Source organism: Bradyrhizobium sp. CCBAU 25360, from assembly GCF_028128695.1.
GTDB classification, from domain to species: domain Bacteria; phylum Pseudomonadota; class Alphaproteobacteria; order Rhizobiales; family Xanthobacteraceae; genus Bradyrhizobium; species Bradyrhizobium ottawaense.
The window spans coordinates 230,430-250,680 of sequence record NZ_LBJA01000036.1; the positions used below are offsets into that span (position 1 = coordinate 230,430).

Below are 20,251 nucleotides of genomic sequence, written 5' to 3' on the forward strand. Positions count from 1 at the left end.
CATCGACCGCGCTTTTGAGCGTGGCCAAACGCTTATCTATCGTAAAGGACGACCCCATGACGACGGGAACTGTGAAGTGGTTTAACAGCCAAAAGGGTTTCGGATTCATTCAGCCCGACCAGGGCAGCCAGGATGTGTTCGTTCATATCAGCGCCGTTGAACGCGCCGGCATGAATACCCTCAACGAAGGGCAGAAGGTTTCATTCGAAATCGTTGCAGACCGCCGGACCGGCAAGTCTGCTGCTGAAGATCTGCGCGCCGCATAGGCTGTCGCAATCGACATGACGTTGCTTTGACCACGGATGTACTGGCAGAGCTTCGGATCTCTTGACCCGCGACCGTTCACCGGCCGCGGGTTTTTTGCACCGGTTACCGCCTGATCGCGAATGCGAATGGTGGCGTTTCGCGCGAAAATACCCATATAGACTTCATGACCAATTGGCAGAAGTCGACCACACGACAAGCACCCAAGACCAAGGCAGAGCTCCGCCTGATGCTGACCGAAGCGGTCCGCAATACGCAACCGAGCCTCGAGTCAGAGCGAAGATTGAAAGCCAGGAAGATCGCGGCCGGGACGGCTCGCGCCGATCCAGCCTCCGGGGTCGCCTTACCGGTTCGCTAAGCCGCGAGAAGGAGCAGCATGCGCAAGCTTCCCCAGCCCACCGAGCAAGAGATTCGGGAGGGCCCTCAGGCGGTGTCCTTCCAGATCGCGAACGGGAACACGCGGCAGAGCTGTATTCTTCAAACAAATTTCCCGACCAAGGCGCAGGCGCAGAGATACCTTCTGGCGAACTGGCCGGCCGTCGAGAAGATGGCGCGCGACGCTCTCGCGATGGGGACCGTCGAGGACGGCCAGATCAAGCTCATGATGGTTTGAGCGATCGAGCCGTGCCGGCGGATGCTACGATGCCGCCCGCGACGCATCCGCCGACAGCCGCCCCAGCAGCGACCTTGCCGTATCCGACGGCGACAGCGAATCCACGCTGACCACGGGCTCGCTGCGCATCTCGTGCTTGCCGTTGGAGGTGTGCCGCATCACCGCCGAGAGGCGGCGGGCGATCATGTGGGCGGTGCGGAAGTCGGTCTCCGCGAACACGACGATGACCGAGCCGTCCTTCTGCGCCGCGCCGAAATCCATCTGCCGCATCAGGCGGCTGAGGATCCGGGCGGCATCGAGCTGGGCGCGGGAATTGCCGGGGTCGAAGGCGAAGCGTGCGACCGACAAACCACCGCCGCGGGCGAGCGTCTGCTCGACCGCCTTGGAAAAGTCGCGGGCGAAGGCTTCCACGGTGAGCAGGCCGCTGCGCGGATCGAGCCAGCCGCCGGCATCGATCGAGCGCAGCGTGCGGCTCAATTGTGCTTCCATCGCATGCTGGCGGATCAGGGGCAGCGCATTGGCCGCGACGTTCGCCGGCTCGCCCGGGATCAGCTCGAGATTGGGCAGGTCGTAGGTCTGTGTCAGCTGGTGCGCGGTGACGACGACGGGCAGGCTGCGGAAGCGGGTGTCCTCGGCGAGCACGGTGAGAAAGGCGTCGGTGACGCGCGCGGTAAAACCTTCGGCGAGCACGACGCCGTCGAGGTCACGGGTGTTGAGATGTTTCGCGGCGGCCTCGATCGAGAGCGCGCCGACGACGCCGGCACGTTCGCCGAGCGCGACGGAGAGCGCGGGATAGGCCGAGCCGCGGCCGATCAGGAGCACGGTGGCATCGCGGGCGGGATCGCCTTGCGGCAGCGCGACCTTCACTTCCGGCAGCCGGCGCAGCACCGTGGCATGCAGGGTGCGCACGCGCAGAGCGGCGCGAAGGCGCGCGATCAGGCGGTCGGAATTGCCGCCGCGCGAGGAGAACGGCAGGGCGTTGTGGGGCAGCGTGCCTGCAGCATCGAGGGCCACGAAAGGAAGGTAGAGCGACTGGTCGGCGATCTTCTTGGCGAGCGGCGCAATATGCGGCTCATGACCGCCGGACATCTGGGCGAGAACCGCGGCCGGCTGGACCTGCTCGACCGCGCGCGCTGCGCTGGCCCAGTCGGTGTCGACGACGGGAAAGAGCCGGGCCTCGTCCAGCGCCGCAATGAAGGGCGGCCGCTCGGCATTGGACACAAACAGGATCGGGCCCGCCTGGGACATTCGCAAAACTCTGATCACGCGACAGATGCCCCGCAATCTAGTTTGGCCGCCTTAATGCAGCGTCAACGTACCAGGCGAAACCGCGCCTAGCCGGGGCCGGAACGGTCGCGAAAAGCTTCGACCATCAGGGGGTTAAGCCCGAGCTCGCTGAGCGCCTCGCGGGCCCGGGTATTGTCCTGCGCGCGTCCGGCCAGCCGGTGGCCGGAAAGCCGGTCGGGCAGCGCGGTGAGCAGGGCGCCCTGGCCGAGCCGGCGAGCCCATTCCTGAAGGTCGTTGGAGAGGAAGCGGTAGCCGCCGACGGCCATGATGCCGGAGGGGGGCGCGGTGATGCAGATCGCGCCGCTCGGACGGTCGAGCCGGGCGGCATAGCCGGTGTCGACATAATCGCGCGGCGGCTGCGCGATCAGCGTGTCGCCGACCGGCTGCGGCGGGGCATAGGCCGCGATCGGCACCATCGCGCCTCGCAGGCCGAGCGTGCCCTTCGGCGTCAGCAGGATCTCGCCGGCAATGGAGGAGCCGGATTGCTCGCGCGGGGCGCCGTGCGGCCCGGGCATCACCGCAACGGGCATGCCGTCCTCGCCGCGGCGGGCGCCGAACAGCCCGGCCTCACCGAACAGGTAGACGTCGGTCAGCGGGGCATGGGGCGCGATCCAGGCATCGCTCGCCGCCACCTGCTCGGGCGCGCGCCACAGGCCGATGACATTGCGCAAGGTCGGCATCCGCGCCGCCAGGTCGGCATCGCCAAGACGCAGCGCGAGCTGCGCCGGCGCGATCAGCACCTCGCATTCATGCTCGTTGATCTGCTGCTCCAGCACCTCGTTCTCGAACGGATGATGCAGCGCCAGCGCGCCGCCGGAGAGCAGCCACACCGCGAGCGAGGAGGCGAGCCCTGCGAACGACATCGGCGTGAACGCCGCCATCACGGTCGCGCCCTGCCTGATGTCGGCTTCCAGCGACATCGCAAGCCCGCCGGCGATCAGGCTGAAATGCGGCCGCGGCACCGGGCGAAAGCCTTCGGCCGTGACGTCGAAGGAGATCATCGCCGCCTTGCGGCCGTCCTGAATCACGGCGCGCGTGGTGCCGGGCGGGCGGGCCAGCACCTCGTCGAGCGAAGCCATGCCTTCCGGTAGATCGGTGCCGAAGCCGCAGACGTGACGGATCGAGAAGGCTTCCGCGGCCGCATGCATCGCCAGATCGGCATAGCTGACGCCGTCGACCGTGCTCATGGTGACGATGGCGCGCGCCGCGGTGCGGTTCAGCGCGGCGGTCAGTTCCGCGTGCCGCCAGAGCAGCGGCAGCACCGCGACGACGAGGCCGGCGCGATGGGCGGCGAGCACGGTGAGCACGAACTCGACCGTGGCAGGCAATTGGATCGCGATGACGGAATTGGCCGGCAGGCCTGATTCGACGAAATAAGCCGACAGCGCCTCGATGGCCGTGTCGGCTTCGGCATAGGTCATCCGCCGCGGCTGGTGCCCGGTCACGCGGGCCTTGTTGAGGGGATCAAGCAGGGCGGGCGCGTGCGGCTGCCGGATCAGCGTGCGCTGAAACAACGTGTCGAGCGTCGGCGATACGGCTGGCTGGTTCACGGCGTCACTTTGCTTGATGAGCTTGCGGCTGCCCCTTCGACCACCAGGTCTCCGGCAAATAGCCTGAGAGCGAGGTGGCCTTGGGCCGTTCTATCCGATTCCAGCGCGCGATCCATTGCTCGGATACGTTAAACAGGGGGATTGTGTAGAAGCCCGCGATCAGAGCGCGGTCGAGCGCCCGCACCGACGAGACGAAATCCGTATGTTCCCGGGCCTCGAGCAGGGCGGCGATCATGGCATCGATCGCCGGATCCCTGGCGCCCATGTAGTTGCGGGTCCCCGGATTGTCCGCGCCAGCGCTGCCCCAGTAGAAATATTGCTCGTTGCCGGGTGACAGCGACTGGTCCCAGCGGTTCTGGATCATGTCGAATTCGTAAGCGAGCCGGCGTTGATCGAACTGCACGGGGTCGACCGTTCGCACGCTCGGCTCGATGCCGGCGCGCTTGAGGTCGCGCTGGAAGGCGAGCGCGATGCGTTCCTGGTCGCGGGTCGTGACCAGGATCTCGAAGTTGAGGGGCGCCTTGGTCTTGCGATTGCGCAGCACGGTGCCGTCGAGCTCATAGCCGGCGTCCGACAACAGCTTCAGCGCGGCGCGCAGCGTGGTGCGGTCGCGTCCCGATCCGTCAGTCACCGGCAGACGGTAGCTGCCGTCCATGACATCGGGCCGAATTTGCGCGGCGAAGGGTTTGAGCAGCTCGCGCTCGCGCGCGTCCGCGGGCCGGCCATAGGCCGACAGGTCGGAGCCGGCGAAATAGCCGGCAACGCGCGAATAAAGCCCGAAAAAGTAATTGCGGTTGACCAGCTCGAAATCGAACAGAAGCGTCAGCGCCTGGCGGACGCGGATGTCGGCGAAGATTGGACGGCGGGTGTTGAACACCAGGAATTCGGAAGGTTGCGGCAGGCCCGGCTTGACGCTGTCGCGGATCACCTCGCCGCTTTTGGCGGCTGGAAAATCGTAGCCGTCGTGCCAGCGCAGCGGCTCGTGCTCGACGCGGAAATCATAGAGGCCGCGCTTGAAGGCTTCGAACTGGCCGTTGGCCTCGCGAAAATAGTCGAGCCGGATCTCGTCGAAATTGTAGAGCCCGCGGTTGATGGGCAGGTCGCGGCCCCAATAATCGGGATTGCGGGTGAGCGTCACGCTGGCCCCGGGCTTCACCGCCGTGACGCGATAGGGGCCTGAGCCGATCGGGCTCGTCAGCGTCGTCTCCTCGAAGGTCGCGACGTCGACGGCTTGCTTCGACAGGATCGGCATCAGGCCGAGGATCAGCGGCAGCTCGCGGTCGTTGGCGCCCGCGAGGTCGAAGCGGACGGTGAGGGGATCGGGCGCCTCGGCCTTGGCAACCTTGGCATAGTATTGCCGAAGGTTCGGACGACCGCGGTCGCGCAGGAGCTGCCAGGAGAACAGCACGTCTTCGGCCATGACCTGCTTGCCGTCGGAAAAACGGGCGCGCGGATCGAGACGGAACGTGACGAAGCTCCGCTCGTCGTCGGTTTCGACGCTCCTGGCGAGCAGGCCATAGAGCGTGAATGCCTCGTCATTGCCGCGCGCGAGCAGGCTCTCGACCACGTAGCCCCGCATCTGCTGCACGGCTAATCCCCTCACGATGAAGGGATTGAGGCTGTCGAAGGTGCCCAGAACACCCCAGGTCAAGCGGCCGCCCTTGGGGGCATCGGGATTGGCGTAGGGCATGTGGGTGAAATCGGCCGGCATGGCCGGCTTGCCGTGCATGGCGATGGCGTGGGCTTCCTCGCCCCGCGCGCTGCCAGCGCACAGCCCACCCGCGAGCATAGAGGCAAGGACGCAAAGGCGGAGACCGGGGCCCTCGAAAAGGCGCTGGAACTTGAACATCGGCACACGTTGATTCGAGGACCGGCTAGCCTCGAATCCTATCACAGGGAATTTCACCGGGCGCAGCCGCGGATGTGGCCAAAGACGGTTGTCGGCATTGATCTTTTCGTCGGCCACGTTAAGAAGGCGGGCAATCGCGCAAGAGCGCCGAGCCCGTCACTTATCTGCCTCAATTGACGGGAAGAGAGCCGCGCCCAAGGCGGCTTGGTTCGGCGCTTCGGAGCGGTTCGGGCGCTTCCCGTTCAGAAAGGGTTTTCCGCAATGAATTTCCGTTACTTGGCCGCGTCCGTCCGGCCGCGTGGGCGACTTCTCGCCCTGTTGACGGCGACGGCGTTGGCCGTTCCGTTTGCCGCCGAGGCCCAGACCCCGGCGCCGGCCCCGGCCCCGGGTGCGCCCAAGGCGGCTCCGGCCCCGAAAGCGGCTCCCAAGGCCGCCCCGAAGGCTCCGGCACCGGCTGCTCAGGCCCCCGCGCAGCAGGCTCCCGCTGCAGGCGCTCCGGCGCAGCAGGGCCCGGCCCAGCCGGCCGATCAGCAGATCCAGCTGATCTACGCCCCCTGGACCAAGTTCTGCCTGAAGGGCCAGGATGCCAACGCCAAGCAGGTCTGCTTCACCGGCAAGGACGGCCGCATCGAATCGGGCCAGCCGGTCATCGCCGCCGTCATCATCGAGCCGGAAGGCGAGCCCAAGAAGATCCTGCGCGTGACGCTGCCGCTCGGCATGCAGCTCGTGCACGGCACCCGCATCATCGTGGACAGCAACGCGCCGCTGCAGCAGCCCTATGTGATCTGCTTCCAGAACGGCTGCATGTCCGATTACGAGGCGACGCCCGAGCTCATCAACAGCATGAAGAAGGGCCAGAATCTCGTTGTCCAGGCGATCAACGCCAACGGCGCGCCGCTGACCCTGCCGCTGCCGCTCGCCGGCGAATTCCAGAAGGCCTATGACGGTCCGCCGACCGATCCGAAGGTGTTCGAGGAAAATCAGAAGAAGCTCCAGGAAGAGCTTCAGAAGAAGGCTGATGAGCAGCGCAAGAAGCTCGAGCAGAGCGGTGCTGCCCCGGGCGCGGCTCCGACCGGCCAGAAGTAATCGGGCGTCAGACGTCCAGACATGAAGAAGGCGCTCATCTCGAGCGCCTTTTTTGCTGGCTGGGTGCTGGTGGTGAAAACCTAGTTCAGCGACGGGTTGCGCGGGCGATAGCCGCCGGCCTTGTCCTTGATGAAGATCTCGGCGACCTGGGAATGCCGGACCGGCTCGCCGGAGTCGTCGGGCAGAAGGTTCTGCTCCGAGACATAGGCGACGTATTCCGATTCCGCGTTCTCAGCGAGCAGGTGGTAGAACGGCTGGTCCTTGTGGGGCCGCACCTCCTCGGGGATCGACAGCCACCACTCCTCGGTGTTGTTGAATTCCGGATCGATGTCGAAGATCACGCCCCGGAACGAGAAGATCCGGTGGCGCACGACCTGTCCGATCTGGAATTTGGCGGTCCGCGCTTTAATCATTCCCCGTCGATAGACCAGGATTGTGGCCGATGCTAGTGGCCTCATCTGGAATTAACGTTCACTTTGGGGGCAGATAGCCCCCAAGTCTTCAGAAAACACTTCATCAATGGTCGATATCCTCAATCTGGCGCTACCTTATTTCGGCTTGATCTTCGTCGGTTTTGCCTGCGGCAAGGTCAAGTCCCTGCCGGAATCGGGTCTCGCCTGGATGAACTTCTTCCTGCTCTACGTGTCGCTGCCGGCGCTGCTGTTTGCGATCATGTCGAAGACGCCGTTTGCGGAATTGAACAACCCGCCGTTCCTGATAGCGACCACGCTCTCCACCGTCGCCGCGTTCACACTGGCGCTGGTCGTGGGCAAGGTTTTGGGACGGCTGACATTGCGCGAGGCGACGCTCGCAGGCCTCTCCGGCGGCTACGGCAATATCGGCTATATGGGGCCCGGCCTGGCGCTCGCCGTGCTCGGGACCAAGGCGGCGGCGCCGACCGCGCTGATCTTCTGCTGCGACAGCATCTTCCTGTTCACGATCGTGCCGCTCTTGATCGAGCTGTCCGACCGCGACCATCCCTCGATCGTGCACGCCTTCGGCGTCGTGCTGAAGCAGATCGTGCTCAACCCGCTGATCATGTCGGCCTGCTTTGGCGCCGCGGTCGCGGCGCTACATATCGAGATGCCGGTCGCGCTCGACCGCACCATCACCTTCCTCCAGAACGCCGCCGCGCCGACCGCGCTGTTCGTGCTCGGCGTGACCGTGGCGCTGCGTCCGTTCGACCGGGTGCCGTGGGAAGTGCCGGGCGTGATCGCGGTCAAGCTCCTGATCCATCCGCTGGCGGCGTTCGGCCTGATGCTGGCGTTCGGCCCCTTCGCGCAGCCCTGGGCTGCGACCGCCGTGCTGATGGCCTCGCTGCCGCCAGCGCTGAACGTATTCGTGATCGCCCGGCAGAACGATGCCTGGATCGAATCGGCGTCCGTCGCGGTGCTGCTCGGCACCTTCGCGTCCGTGGTCACGCTGACCAGCGTGATGTGGCTGCTTCAGAGCGGACGGCTGGTGTTTCCGTGAGAGAAGTTACCGCCGCCAGGTCGGCGTCAGGCCTTCGCGCATGGCAAAACGCCGGAGCGGGCCGATGGCGCCGAGCAGGTGCATGCCGACGGCACGGACCGGCTGAAGCGGAAGGAAATCGTTGAGCAGCGAGCGGTTGGCGATGTCGATCGCAAAGGTGCGGCTCAAAACGTCCGGACGCCGCGCGCGGTCGTAGCGTTTGAGCACGTCGGGCGCGCCGGGATCCTGGCCGGCTGCGATGACCTCGCCCGCCAGCCTGGCAACATCGGCGGCATCGCGCAGGCCGAGATTGAGGCCCTGGGCGCCGATCGGTGGAACCACATGGGCGGCTTCGCCAACCAGCGCGATGCGGTCGCGGCCGAAGGATTTCGGACGTTCGATCGCGAGCGGAAACAGGTTGCGGCCGGGCTCGACCGTCATGCGTCCCAGGATCGAATGCGACTGTTTCTCGATCGCGGCCGACAACTCGGCATCGCTGAGGCCGCGGAGCCGCTCCGCCTCCGCAGGCGCCGAGACCCAGACGATGCTGGAGCGGTCGCCGGGCAGGGGCACGAACACGCAGGGTCCATGCGGTGTGTGGAACTCGGTCGAGACGTTGCGATGCGGCCGCGTGTGACCGACGTTGAAGGTCAGCGCCGTCTGCGTCAGCTCGCGCCGCGTCACCGCGATGCCGGCAGCTTCGCGGCACAGCGAATGTCGGCCGTCGGCGCCGACCACCAGGCGGGCCGAGAGAAACTGCGCGGAGGCGGTGCGGACCGCGACGTCGTCGGCTTCGATGACGATGGTTTCGGCCTCGTCGTCGAAACGGACGAGATTGGGCAGCTCAGCCGCACGCTCTTCCAGAGCCAGCATCAGCGAGCGGTTGTCGATGTTGTAGCCGAAGGCGTCGAGCGCGATTTCGTGACAGGAGAACCGGACCTCCGGCGCGCGGAACAGCCTGCCGGTGTCGTCGACGAGGCGCATGACCTCGAGCGCGGCGGCCTTGTCCTTGCAGCGGGACCAGACGTCAAGCGTCTCCAGCAGCTCGACGGAGGCGCCGAGCAGCGCGGTGGTGCGATTGTCGGCATAGGGAACGCGCCGCGCCACCAGCGCGGTCCGCGCACCCGCCTGCGCCAGTGCGATGGCCGCCGCAAGTCCGGCCGGTCCGCCGCCGATCACGGCGGCGTCATGGAGTGTCGATGCGTCTGTCATGGAGCGACAAATGACACGCTCCGCGGCAAATTCAAGCCCGCTGATTGTGCCTGATTTTATGACAGATTGTGCGACCGGGCGTCGCAATGGCGGATGTGCAAACCGGCCTCATTCTGATAGCAGAAGCCATGGATACCCAGCAGGATTCCCTGAAGCCGAAACCGGCGATCCGCGCCGCGGCCTTCTCGGTGCACATCTTCACCGCGTTCGGCGCGGCGATCGCGCTATTGGCGATGCTGGAGGCCGTGCGCGAGCACTGGGCGGCGATGTTTCAGTGGCTGGGCGTCGCCCTGATCATCGACGCGATCGACGGGCCGATCGCGCGTCGCCTCGACGTCAAGAACGTGCAGCCGAACTGGTCTGGCGACGTGCTCGATCTCGTGGTCGACTTCGTCACCTATGTCTTCGTGCCGGCCTACGCGATCGTCGCCAGCGGCCTGCTGCTGCCGGTCGCAGCTCCCTTGCTCGGCGTCGCCATCATCGTCACCAGCGCACTATATTTCGCCGATCTGCGCATGAAGGCGGACGACAATCATTTCCGCGGCTTCCCGGCACTGTGGAATGCGGCTGCGTTCTATCTGTTCCTGCTGCATTGGCCGCCGCTGTGGTCGACGCTGCTGGTGGCCGCGCTCGTCGTGCTGACCTTCGTGCCGTTCCACGTGCTGCATCCGGTCCGCGTCGTGCGGCTGCGCTGGCTGACGATGTCGCTGATCGCGATCTGGGCGCTGCTTGGCCTCTACGTGCTGGAGATGGATTTCCGCGTCGGCGCCGGCGTCACCATCGCACTCTGCGCGATCGCGCTCTGGATCAGCTTCAGCGATGCGCTGATACGTCTGGTAAGATCGTTCGCATGATGCATCTGTTGACCAGTCCCGAAGCCTGGGCCGCGCTGCTCACCCTGACCGCGCTCGAGATCGTCCTCGGCATCGACAACGTCATCTTCCTGTCGGTGATCGTCTCGCGCATCCCCCAGCAGCAGGCGGACCGCGCCCGCAAGATCGGGCTCGCTCTCGCGCTGATCTTCCGCATCATCCTGCTCAGCGTCCTGGTCTGGCTGATCGGCCTGACCGCGCCGGTATTTTCATTCAAGGGCGCGGACTTCTCCTGGCGCGACCTCATCCTGATCGGCGGCGGCCTGTTCCTGATCGCGAAGGCGACGCACGAGATCCACGCCGAGGTCGAGGCCGATGACGGCGAGGCCGATCAGAAATCCGGCGGCAGCGCCTTCTTCTGGGTGATCATCCAGATCATCGTCATCGACATCGTGTTCTCGCTGGATTCGATCATCACCGCGATCGGCATGGCCCAGGATATCGAGATCATGATCGCGGCGGTCGTGATCGCCTGCCTGATCATGTACATTTCGTCGGGCCCGGTGTCGCGCTTCGTCGCGGAGCATCCGACCACGAAAATGCTGGCACTGGCGTTCCTGGTGCTGATCGGCGTCGCGCTGGTCGCGGACGGATTCCAATTCCACATTCCGCGCGGGTACATCTATTTTGCAATTGCGTTCTCGGCCGCCGTCGAATTCTTCAACGTGCTGGCCAAGCGCAACCGCAGGAAGATCAGCAAGCCGTCGGTTTAGGCGTTCCAGCTACATCGAGTTGACAAGGCGGGCGCGATGTCTTTCGCTGGCCTTTGAGAAGAGGAGGTCAGGTGATGACCAAAGCGGTCCGTGTGCACAAGGTCGGAGGCCCCGAAGCCCTGGTCTATGAGAGCGTCGATGTGCCGGCGCCCGGGCCCGGCGAGGTGCGCATCCGCCAGCATGCGGTCGGCCTGAACTTCATCGACGTCTATTACCGCACCGGTCTCTACAAGGCGCCGGGGCTGCCCTTCATTGCCGGCAACGAGGCCTCGGGCGAGGTCGTCGCCGTCGGGCCCGGCGTGACGCATTTCCATCCCGGCGATCGCGTCGCCTACTACCACAATCTCGGAGCCTATACCGGCGAGCGCAACCTTCCCTGGGAGAAGCTGGTCAAGCTGCCCGATCACATCACCCACGAGCAGGGCGCCGTGCTGATGCTCAAGGGCCTGACGGTCTGGTATCTCCTGCACAAGACCTTCAAGGTCGAGCCGCATCATCGCGTGCTGATCCACGCCGCGGCCGGCGGCATCGGCCTCTTGGCCTGCCAATGGGCGAGGGCGCTCGGGGCCCACGTCATCGGCACGGTCGGCTCGCGCGAGAAGGCCGAGCTCGCCGAGGCCAATGGCTGCGATCACGTCATCCTCTACAACGAGGAGGACTTCGTCGCGCGCGTCAAGCAGATCAGCCGCAACGAAGGCTGCGACGTCGTCTATGACGGCGTCGGCAAGGCGACCTTCCCGGGCTCGCTGTCGTGCCTGAAGCCGCGCGGCATGTTCGTCTCCTTCGGCAACGCCTCCGGCCCGGTGCCGCCGTTCTCGATCGCCGAGCTCAACAATCACGGCTCGCTGTTTGCGACGCGGCCGAAGCTCAACGACTACGTCGGCACGCGCAAGGAGCTGCTCGAAGGCGCGGACACGCTGTTCGCCGCCGTCATCAACGGCAAGCTGCACGTGCCGATCAACCACGCCTACGCGCTGAAGGACGCCGCGAAGGCGCATATCGATCTCGAGAGCCGCAAGACCACGGGCGCGTCGATCTTGAAGCCGTAGTTTCTCGTGTCCCGGACCAGCCGCAACGCCTGAAGCGTTGCGGCGCAGAGCCGGGACCCAGATGCAACACGCACTGCGGAGAGATGGGCCCCGGCTCAGCAGCGCACCGTCGAAGAGACGCTGCGCTGCGTCCGGGGCACGAGACGGTGCTACGCCACCCGCCGTGCTGCGCCGGCCTTGGTCAAGATCCCGTCGAGACAATCGATCATCTCGGCGATCTCTGCCCTCGCGACGTTCAGCGCCGGCATGAAGCGCAGCGTGTCGAGCTGCGGCGCGTTGAGGAGCACGCCGGCTTCGAACGCCTGCGCGACGATGCCGGGCGCGATCGGCAGCTTGAGGTCGAGCGCGAGCAACAGGCCGCGTCCCCGCACGCCGCCGAGCCCATGCCGCGCCGAGACCTTCTGCAGCTCGCTTTCGAGCAGCAGGCCGGTCTCGGTGACCTGTTTCAGGAAGTCCGGCTTGCCGACCTCCTCGAGCACGGCGAGCCCCGCCGCGCACATGATCGGGTTGCCGTTGAACGTGCCGCCCTGGTCGCCGTGCTCGAAGCAGGAGGTATGCTCGGTGGCAAGCAGGGCGGCGAGCGGCACGCCGCCGCCGATGCCCTTGCCGAGCGTCATGATGTCGGGCGCGATCCCGGCGTGCTCGTAGTGGAAGAGTTTTCCGGTCCGGCCCATGCCGGTCTGGATCTCGTCGAAAATGAGCAGCAAGCCGTGGGCTTTGGTCAGCGCGCGCAGCTGTTGCAGGAACTGATCGGTCGCTGGCCAAACGCCTGATTCACCCTGGATCGGTTCGAGCATCACCGCGACGGTGTTGTCATTGATCAAGCTCTCGACCGAGGCGATGTCGTTGAGCTTCGCCTTCTTGAAGCCTGCGACCTTCGGCTCGAACAGCGGCTCGAACGCCTTCTTGCCCGAGGCCGACATCGTCGCCAGCGTTCGGCCGTGAAAGCCGCCTTCGAAGCTGATGATCTCGAACGCGCCGCCTTTGTGCAGGGTGCCATATTTGCGCGCGAGCTTGATCGCGCCCTCGTTGGCCTCCGCGCCGGAATTGGCGAAGAACACCTGGTCGAAGGCGCTGTTCGCGACCAGCGCTTGCGCCAGCTTCAGGCTCGGCTCGTTGTAGAAAGCCGGGCTCGGCGTCAGCAGCCGCCTGGCTTGCGCACTCAGTGCGTCGGCGATCGCAGGCGGGGAGTGGCCGAGGCAGTTCACGGCCCAGCCCTGCACGAAATCGAGATAGCGCTTACGGCCATCGTCCCAGAGGTAGGAGCCCGCGCCGCGGACGAACACGGCCTTGGGCCGTGCGGTGATGTCCATCAGCGCGTCGTACGGTTGCGTGGTCATGTCGAACTCCTCTGGAGGCGGGTGGAAAACGGGCGCAAAAAGCAGAAAGGCCGCACCTTGCGGGTGCGGCCTTTCTCGAAAACTTCAGCTGAATTCAGTGGTTCAGCGGCGTCGTCGGACATGGCGCACCCTCTCATCGTCGCGGGAGCGACGACGGAGCATTTCGGTGCGCAGGTGGGTCCGGGAATTGATCATGGGGCGGGTCCCTACAGCCGAATGGCAGGGCTTGTCAAGCGGCCGTTTTGCAAAACACCCGCCTGGCGTGCATCGATCAGGTCCATCTTCGTTGCCCAAGAGGCTTACTCGACGCCGTAATGTGCGAACTCATCGACGATCCCAGCGTTGATCGCTTTCGCTGCCGCGATGTCGCGCTCGGCGCCTTCGTTGTCGCCCTTCTTCCGCTTTGCGAGCCCACGGCCGTAGAGCGAGCTGTCGTACGCGGGCTTGGTGCTCAGTGCCGCGTCGTAGTCCGCAATCGCCGCGTCGAGATTGCCGAGCTTGAGGTAGGTGAGGGCGCGGCTGTCCAGGGTGTAGGGATCGTTCGGGGCCATCTTCAGCGACTGATCGCAATCGGCCAGCGCCTCCTGCAGACGGCCGAGGATCGCGCGCGTCATGCAGCGCGAATTGAATGCGCCGGGATAGCTCGCATTGGCCTTGATCGACCGATCGTAATCCTCCAGCGCCAGCGTATAATCGTGCGCATCGAAATACATGTTCGCGCGCGCATAGAAATCGCGGTCGTTGTTCGGGCTGAGCTGCAGCGACTTGGCGAAGTCAGCCAGCGCGCGGACCCGGTCGCCGCGATCGCGGTAGAGGCGTGCGCGGTTGCCGTAAGCCGGGCCGTAGGTCGGGTCGAACTTGATCGACAGATCGAAATCCGCAAGCCCGCGCTCGTCCTCGCCGTGGTTGCGATAAGCGGTGCCGCGGTTGAAATAGGCCAGCGCGAATTTCGGGTCGAGCTTGATGGCCTGATCGTAGTCGGCGATTGCGCGCTCGTAGTCGTTCTTGTCGATGAGGGAGTTGCCGCGGTTGTTGTAGTAGAGCGGGTCGCGGGCGTTGAGCCGGATCGCGCGTGTGTAATCGGCAATGGCGTGATCTTTCTCGCCGAGATCGTCATGGGCACTCCCCCTGTTGTACCAGAGGTCGGAATGTCCAGGATTGAGCTCGATCGCACGGTTGAAGTCCACCAGCGCACGCGCGGCGTCGCCCCTTCGCCGGAGCATTTCGCCGCGATTGGCGAGCGCATGCACATCGTTGGGATTGGCCTTGAGCACCGCCGAGCAGCCCTCGACGCGCTGCTCCTCGCGGCTCCCGTCGTCGTCCGCGTAGCACCATTGGCGCAGCTGTGCGGCTGAGGGGGATCGCGCCGCAGCGGGGGCGGATAGCGCGAGCAGGGCCATCGTGAGGCCGATGGCCGACAGCTTGAACCAAATTGCTGATGTTTCGTCGTATTCCATTTGCGTACCGCGTCGAAACCATTGCGCCTCTAGCGCGTTTGTGATCGAAGGACGCGACTTGGTTCGAACCGGACGCAACTCGGGCGAGACCAAGAGGGACGGGACCAACCAGACAGTTTTCAGCCTTGTCCGATACGCCTTATCCCATCGACCTCGACAGCATTCGCGGCGCATTTCCGCCGGGTATCGAAGCGCCGCCGCTGCTTGTCGACTTTGCCACCTGGCTCAAGGGGCGTCCCTGGGGCAGCGTCGGCTGCTTCTCGCTGCAGGGCCAGTTCTCGGATCACGCGCCGATCACCGACGGCAGTCCCCTGCGGGACAGGTTTTCGCTGTTCATGCGGCTGCCGGACGGCTCGGCCGTCGGCGGCTGGTACGGCGCCGGTCTCGACCGCGACAATCCGCCGATCGTGGGACTGGGCTCGGAGGGCGACTACGAGCTGCTGGCGCCGAGCCTCGACGGCCTGCTCGCCAAACTGACGTCGCAACAATTCGACAATGCCTGGAGCGATCTCAAGCCGCATGACGAGGTCGAGCCGCAGACGGTCGAGCTCGCGCAATGGCTGGCCGGACGGCCGCTCGGCGAGCCGGCGACGCCCGACGACAATTCGTCGGAACTGCCCGATTTCCGCGGCTTCATGGAAAAATGGAGCCGGGATCGCGAAGATTACTGGGCCAATCACCGCCTGATGGCCGAGCTCGGCTGGCGGCTGGCCGCCCATCTACCCAAGGGCAAGAAGCCCTGGGACCGGACGAGATTCGAGATCGCGATCGTCGGCAAGCAATACCAGGCGCGCGTGCTTTCGCACGGACCACAGCCGTTCGAGGAAGCCGCCTCGGTCGAATCCCTGCTGCGCGACCTGCGCGAGGAGATGCGCCGCGCCCAGCCCGAGCTTGGCCTGTGGTACGCGATGAATTTTGGGCTCTATGCCGACGGCCGCGTCATGCCGAATTTCGAGTACGATCTACGCCCGACCATTGACGGTGATCCGGCGCTGCTCTCCGAGGCGAAAGCCGATCTCGCCCGCGCACCCCGGCCTGAGCGCTGGGTGCCGAAATGGCTGACGGAAGCCTGAAGTCGCGGAATTCCGCGACGCTGCCGTGCAGTCGGCACGCCGAGACCTTCTGCTGTCGCACCATCAGTGCGTTGTAACTCTTGCTTGACCTCGCGGGGACGGGCACCTTCGATCCCTCTTGACTTAGAGCGCGCTCGAAGGGGTATCTGTACGTGCGTCAGTACGAGAACGGGCACACATGAAGATCGGCGACCTCGCAAGACGAACCGGCTTGTCGACCCACACGCTGCGCTACTATGAGCGCATCGGGCTGCTGCCATACGCTGACCGGGATCGCTCCGGTCAACGTGACTTTGACGCATCGATCCTCACATGGATCACATTCATCGGTCGGCTCAAGACCACGGGAATGCCGATCCGGGACATGTTGCGTTATGCGGCGCTTCGTGACGACGGCGACGCCACCGGGCCAGCCCGGCGGCAGATGCTGGAAATCCATCGCGAACAGGTTCGCACGCAGATTGCCGAACTCCAGGAATGCCTGCTCGTCCTTGATACCAAGATCGCCGGCTATGCCGGCGACGAACAGAGGACGAAGGAAAATGACGCACGCCCCGACACATGCCGAAAGCCGCTTCGATCGCGGCCAGCGGGCCCTGTCACGCATTGACGGCAAGGCCGGCGAAAAGGTCGTCGCCTCACTCGCCGACATCGCTCCGGATTTCGCACGCTACGTGATCGAGTTTCCCTTCGGCGACATTTACTGCCGCCCGGATCTCGGCCTGCGCGATCGAGAGATCGCGACGATCGCCGCGCTGACGGCGCTCGGAAATGCCGCGCCTCAGCTCAAAGTGCATATCGAGGCGGGGCTGAACGTCGGGCTGTCTCGCGACGAGATCGTGGAGATCATCATGCAGATGGCCGTCTATGCGGGCTTCCCGGCGGCGGTGAACGGGCTGTTCGCAGCCAAGGAGGTGTTCGCCGCGCAGGACGGACAGCAGGCGTCGGGCAACGCGACCTGACGAACGTCGGCGCGGTGTATCGTGCATCGCCGTAGTTCAGTGCGCGCAGCCTGAACGCGGGCAAGTTGAATGGCTGGGCGCGCCGGTCTCGCCCGCGAGCGCTGGGGACCGCAATGGCTGGCGGCGTCTTGGAGCCTCAGAACCCCGCGACGCTGCCGTGCAGGTCGTACTGGTCGGCGCGCTCGATCTTCGCGGTGACGATCTCGCCGACGCGCAAGGGGCGGCGGCTCGTCAGATAAACCGCGCCGTCGATCTCCGGCGCATCGGCCTTGGAGCGGCCCTTGGCGACGGTCGGGCCGACCTCGTCGATGATGATCTGCTGGCGCGTGCCGACCTTGCGCTTCAGCCTGCGCGCGGAGATCTTCTGCTGCCGGGCCATCAGCGCGTTGTAGCGCTCCTGCTTGACCTCTTCCGGCACCGGGTTCTCGATCGCGTTCGACGTCGCGCCGGCAACCGGCTCGTATTTGAAGCAGCCGAGCCGATCGATCTCGGCTTCATCCAGCCAGTCGAGCAGATAGGCGAAATCGGCATCGGTCTCGCCGGGGAAGCCGACGATGAAAGTCGAGCGCAAAGCGAGATCGGGACACTCTTCGCGCCAGCGCTTGATCCGCGCCAGCGTCTTGTCCTGCGCCGCCGGGCGCTTCATCGCCTTCAGCACCTCCGGGCTCGCATGCTGGAACGGGATGTCGAGATAGGGCAGCACCTTGCCCTCGTTCATCAGTGCGATGACCTCGTCGACATGCGGGTAGGGGTAGACATATTGCAGCCGGACCCATGCGCCGAGCTCGCCGAGCTCGCGCGCGAGGTCGAGGAATTTGGCGCGGACCTGGCGGTCCTTCCACGGGCTCTCGGCATATTTGAGATCGACGCCATAGGCCGAGGTGTCCTGCGAGATCACCAGCAATTCCTTGACGCCGGCGCCGACCAGGCGCTCGGCCTCGCGCAGCACGTCATTGGCCGGGCGCGAGACGAGGTCGCCGCGCAGCTTCGGGATGATGCAGAAGGTGCAGCGGTTGTTGCAGCCCTCGGAGATCTTCAAATAGGCGTAGTGGCGCGGCGTCAGCTTGATGCCCTGCGGCGGCACCAGGTCCACATGCGGATTGTGCGCCGGCGGCAGCGCGCGGTGCACGGCGTCGAGCACGCTCTCGTATTGCTGCGGGCCGGTGATGGAGAGCACGCCGGGATAGGCCTGCTCGATCTGCTCGGGTTCCGCGCCCATGCAGCCGGTCACGATCACCTTGCCGTTCTCGGCCATGGCCTCGCCGATCGCCGAGAGCGATTCCTGCTTGGCGCTGTCGAGGAAGCCGCAGGTGTTGACGATGACGATGTCGGCCCCGTCATGCTTGCGGGCGAGCTCGTAGCCCTCCGCGCGCAAGCGCGTGATGATGCGCTCGGAATCCACCAATGCCTTGGGACACCCGAGCGACACAAAGCTGACCTTGGGCGCAGCCGCCTGATCCATATCCAAATCTGCCTGATTAACCGGCCTGAGCTAGTCCCAATTGCCCACAATTACAACCCTTTGCAGGGCGTTCCGGCGTGCTATGGATGAATCACCTGCCGTGAGTGAGCCATGAGCGCCGAACAGTCACCCAAAATCGTGATCGTCGACGAAAGCCCGATCCGGGCTGCGATCCTGGAGGAGGGATTGCGGGAGGCCGGATTCACGCAAGTGGCCCACATCCGCGAGATGCAGAGCCTGCTCGCCCGTATTTATGCGGTGGACCCCGACATCATCCTGATCGATCTGGAGAACCCCAGCCGCGACGTGCTGGAGGCGATGTTCCAGGTCAGCCGCGCCGTGAAGCGGCCGATCGCGATGTTCGTCGACCAGAGCGATTCAGCCTCGATCCAGGCCTCGGTCGAGGCGGGGGTATCCGCCTACATCGTAGACGGGCTGAAGAAGGAGCGCATCAAGCCGATCCTCGACCTCTGCGTGTCGCGCTTCAACGCCTTCGCCAAGCTGCAGGAGGAGCTGGAGCGCACCAAGTCGCAGCTCGAGGACCGCAAGATCATCGAGCGCGCCAAGGGCATCCTGATGAAGGTGAAGGGCCTCACCGAGGACGAGGCCTACGTGCTGCTGCGCTCCACCGCGATGCGCGAGAAAAAGAAAATCGGCGAGATCGCCCAGTCGATCATCACCGCGTCGGAGATGCTGAAATGACTGCTCCCCTCCGCATCGGGTTCATCCCGCTGGTCGATGCCGCAGCCCTGATCGTCGCCGTCGACAAGGGATTTGCCGCCGCCGAAGGGCTCGAGGTCGAGCTGGTGCGCGAGGTGTCCTGGTCCAACGTCCGCGACAAGCTCAATATCGGCCTGTTCGACGCCGCGCATCTGCTCGCGCCCGTCGCGATTGCGTCCTCGCTCGGGCTCGGTCACGTCAAGGTGCCGATCGCAGCCCCCTTCAATCTCGGCATCAATGGCAATGCCATCACGGTGTCGCCGGCGCTTCATGCGGCGCTGATGGGGGAGATTGACGGCGATCGCTTTGACCCGATGGTTACGGCGAAAGCGCTGGCGAAAGTGGTGGCCAAGCGGCGCAAGGCGGGTGCCGAGCCGCTGACTTTCGGCATGACCTTCCCCTTCTCGACCCACAATTATCAGCTGCGGTTCTGGATGGCGGCGGCCGGCGTCGATCCCGACGAGGACGTGCGCCTCGTGGTGCTGCCGCCGCCCTACATGGTCGACAGCCTCAAGAGCGGCCATGTCGATGCATTCTGCGTCGGCGCGCCCTGGAATTCGGTCGCCGTCGATCTCGGCATCGGCCACATCCTGCATTTCGTCTCCGACATCCTGGTGCGCGCCGCGGAAAAGGTGCTCGCGGTTCGTCAGGTCTGGGCCGACAAGAATCCGGACGTGGTCGCTAGCCTGGTGCGCGCGGCGGTGAAGGCCGCCGCGTTCATCGAGAGCCCGGCGAACCTGGCCGAGGCGGCGCAGATCCTGGCGCGGCCCGAGCGGATCGGCGTCGATGCCGAGGTGATCCAGCGCTCGCTCATCGGCCGCCTGAAGATCTCGCCCGAGGGAGAGGTGCGCGAAAGCGGCCGCTATCTCCTGGTGGGGCGGGAAGAGGCGGGGCGGCCCGATCCGGTCCAGGCCGCCTGGCTCTATGCGCAGATGGTGCGTTGGGGGCAGACGACGCTCAGTCCGGAGGGCGTCAAGACGGCGATGGCCGTGTTCAGGCCCGACCTCTACGATGCGGCCCTCGGCCGCCGGCCGCCCGAGCAGGCTCCCGCCGCGTTCGGGGCGTTCGCCGGGCCCGTCTTCGATCCCGACGACATCCGGGGGCATCTCGAGGCCTTCGAGGTCCGGCGTTGGAAGGCCTGATTCGGAGCTGCGCCTTTTTTAGGCAAGAAGTTTCATTGCCTAAAGTTTGATCCGGCTGCCCGAATTTCGTGAGAGTGCGCCGCCCGGGGTTTCCGGGGGAGGCGTCTAATCATCTGAAATAGCGTTGTTTTCCATTTTGGCCAAGCTG

21 protein-coding genes are annotated in these 20,251 nt (G+C 65.3%); 13 read left to right on the plus strand and 8 right to left on the minus strand.

The annotated features are described in order from the left end of the window. Positions 1-56: 56 nt before the first annotated feature. Together XH81_RS14030 and XH81_RS14035 are read left to right on the plus strand one after the other, a co-directional pair. Complete coding sequence (locus tag XH81_RS14030; protein ID WP_028144554.1) at positions 57-266, plus strand: cold-shock protein; 210 nt, start codon at positions 57-59, stop codon at positions 264-266. Positions 267-640: 374 nt separating this feature from the next. Further along, complete coding sequence (locus tag XH81_RS14035) at positions 641-877, plus strand: hypothetical protein (protein WP_028144555.1); 237 nt, start codon at positions 641-643, stop codon at positions 875-877. A gap of 24 nt (positions 878-901) precedes the next feature. Here XH81_RS14035 and XH81_RS14040 read toward each other — a convergent pair whose 3' ends face one another. From XH81_RS14040 to XH81_RS14050, 3 genes are all read right to left on the minus strand, one after another. After that, positions 902-2,125: a hypothetical protein gene (locus XH81_RS14040; protein WP_028144556.1), complete on the minus strand. Its 1,224-nt coding sequence runs from the start codon at positions 2,123-2,125 to the stop codon at positions 902-904. Positions 2,126-2,211: 86 nt separating this feature from the next. Then, the gene (locus XH81_RS14045; RefSeq protein WP_028144557.1) at positions 2,212-3,714 is read right to left on the minus strand and encodes a class I adenylate-forming enzyme family protein; all 1,503 of its coding nucleotides are present in this window, start codon (positions 3,712-3,714) and stop codon (positions 2,212-2,214) included. 4 nt (positions 3,715-3,718) lie between these two features. Continuing rightward, complete coding sequence (locus tag XH81_RS14050; protein WP_271596256.1) at positions 3,719-5,503, minus strand: extracellular solute-binding protein; 1,785 nt, start codon at positions 5,501-5,503, stop codon at positions 3,719-3,721. Between XH81_RS14050 and XH81_RS14055 the strand changes: the two genes are divergently transcribed. After that, entirely contained in the window at positions 5,405-5,740 is a 336-nt protein-coding gene (locus tag XH81_RS14055) for a hypothetical protein (RefSeq protein WP_271596257.1), read from the plus strand. The genes XH81_RS14050 and XH81_RS14055 overlap by 99 nt on opposite strands. 84 nt (positions 5,741-5,824) lie before the next feature. Beyond that, positions 5,825-6,649: an invasion associated locus B family protein gene (locus tag XH81_RS14060; RefSeq protein ID WP_028144559.1), complete on the plus strand. Its 825-nt coding sequence runs from the start codon at positions 5,825-5,827 to the stop codon at positions 6,647-6,649. 80 nt (positions 6,650-6,729) lie between these two features. On the opposite strand, the gene hspQ is transcribed toward XH81_RS14060, so the two are convergent. Next, complete coding sequence (hspQ, locus tag XH81_RS14065) at positions 6,730-7,062, minus strand: heat shock protein HspQ (RefSeq protein ID WP_008564941.1); 333 nt, start codon at positions 7,060-7,062, stop codon at positions 6,730-6,732. Between the two features lie 106 nt (positions 7,063-7,168). On the opposite strand from hspQ, the gene XH81_RS14070 reads away from it, so the two are divergent. After that, positions 7,169-8,122, plus strand: a complete 954-nt coding sequence (locus XH81_RS14070) for an AEC family transporter (RefSeq protein WP_028144560.1) — start codon at positions 7,169-7,171, stop codon at positions 8,120-8,122. A gap of 6 nt (positions 8,123-8,128) precedes the next feature. Here XH81_RS14070 and XH81_RS14075 read toward each other — a convergent pair whose 3' ends face one another. After that, positions 8,129-9,313, minus strand: coding sequence for a UbiH/UbiF family hydroxylase (locus XH81_RS14075; RefSeq protein ID WP_028144561.1), 1,185 nt, complete (start codon positions 9,311-9,313; stop codon positions 8,129-8,131). 86 nt (positions 9,314-9,399) lie between these two features. Here XH81_RS14075 and pcsA point away from each other — a divergent pair, with 86 nt between their 5' ends. The 3 genes from pcsA (at position 9,400) to XH81_RS14090 (ending at position 11,947) form a co-directional block, all read left to right on the plus strand. Then, positions 9,400-10,167 carry a phosphatidylcholine synthase gene (pcsA, locus tag XH81_RS14080; RefSeq protein WP_028144562.1) on the plus strand — a complete coding sequence of 256 codons (768 nt, stop codon included), beginning with the start codon at positions 9,400-9,402 and terminating at the stop codon, positions 10,165-10,167. Beyond that, positions 10,164-10,898, plus strand: coding sequence for a TerC family protein (locus XH81_RS14085; protein ID WP_028144563.1), 735 nt, complete (start codon positions 10,164-10,166; stop codon positions 10,896-10,898). Before pcsA ends, XH81_RS14085 begins: the two co-directional genes overlap by 4 nt. A 74-nt stretch (positions 10,899-10,972) precedes the next feature. After that, positions 10,973-11,947, plus strand: coding sequence for a quinone oxidoreductase family protein (locus tag XH81_RS14090; RefSeq protein WP_028144564.1), 975 nt, complete (start codon positions 10,973-10,975; stop codon positions 11,945-11,947). 149 nt (positions 11,948-12,096) lie between these two features. Here the strand turns inward: XH81_RS14090 and XH81_RS14095 are convergent, their stop codons facing one another. Together XH81_RS14095 and XH81_RS14100 are read right to left on the minus strand one after the other, a co-directional pair. Next, on the minus strand, positions 12,097-13,287 hold the full coding sequence (locus XH81_RS14095) for an acetylornithine transaminase (protein WP_028144565.1): 1,191 nt from the start codon (positions 13,285-13,287) through the stop codon (positions 12,097-12,099). Between the two features lie 299 nt (positions 13,288-13,586). After that, complete coding sequence (locus XH81_RS14100) at positions 13,587-14,744, minus strand: tetratricopeptide repeat protein (RefSeq protein ID WP_028144566.1); 1,158 nt, start codon at positions 14,742-14,744, stop codon at positions 13,587-13,589. 125 nt (positions 14,745-14,869) lie between these two features. On the opposite strand from XH81_RS14100, the gene XH81_RS14105 reads away from it, so the two are divergent. The 3 genes from XH81_RS14105 to XH81_RS14115 all read left to right on the plus strand — a co-directional run bounded on the left by XH81_RS14105 (position 14,870) and on the right by XH81_RS14115 (position 16,779). Beyond that, complete coding sequence (locus tag XH81_RS14105; RefSeq protein WP_028144567.1) at positions 14,870-15,817, plus strand: hypothetical protein; 948 nt, start codon at positions 14,870-14,872, stop codon at positions 15,815-15,817. A gap of 178 nt (positions 15,818-15,995) precedes the next feature. Further along, a complete protein-coding gene (locus tag XH81_RS14110) occupies positions 15,996-16,427 on the plus strand; it encodes a MerR family transcriptional regulator (protein WP_028144568.1) in 432 nt (143 codons plus the stop codon). Then, on the plus strand, positions 16,360-16,779 hold the full coding sequence (locus XH81_RS14115; protein WP_028144569.1) for a carboxymuconolactone decarboxylase family protein: 420 nt from the start codon (positions 16,360-16,362) through the stop codon (positions 16,777-16,779). The genes XH81_RS14110 and XH81_RS14115 overlap by 68 nt, the downstream gene beginning before the upstream one ends. A 136-nt stretch (positions 16,780-16,915) precedes the next feature. Here XH81_RS14115 and rimO read toward each other — a convergent pair whose 3' ends face one another. Continuing rightward, on the minus strand, positions 16,916-18,241 hold the full coding sequence (rimO, locus tag XH81_RS14120) for a 30S ribosomal protein S12 methylthiotransferase RimO (protein WP_028144570.1): 1,326 nt from the start codon (positions 18,239-18,241) through the stop codon (positions 16,916-16,918). Between the two features lie 111 nt (positions 18,242-18,352). On the opposite strand from rimO, the gene XH81_RS14125 reads away from it, so the two are divergent. Further along, the gene (locus XH81_RS14125) at positions 18,353-18,943 is read left to right on the plus strand and encodes an ANTAR domain-containing response regulator (protein ID WP_027542860.1); all 591 of its coding nucleotides are present in this window, start codon (positions 18,353-18,355) and stop codon (positions 18,941-18,943) included. Further along, positions 18,940-20,103, plus strand: a complete 1,164-nt coding sequence (locus XH81_RS14130) for a CmpA/NrtA family ABC transporter substrate-binding protein (protein WP_028144571.1) — start codon at positions 18,940-18,942, stop codon at positions 20,101-20,103. Before XH81_RS14125 ends, XH81_RS14130 begins: the two co-directional genes overlap by 4 nt. Positions 20,104-20,251: the final 148 nt, after the last annotated feature.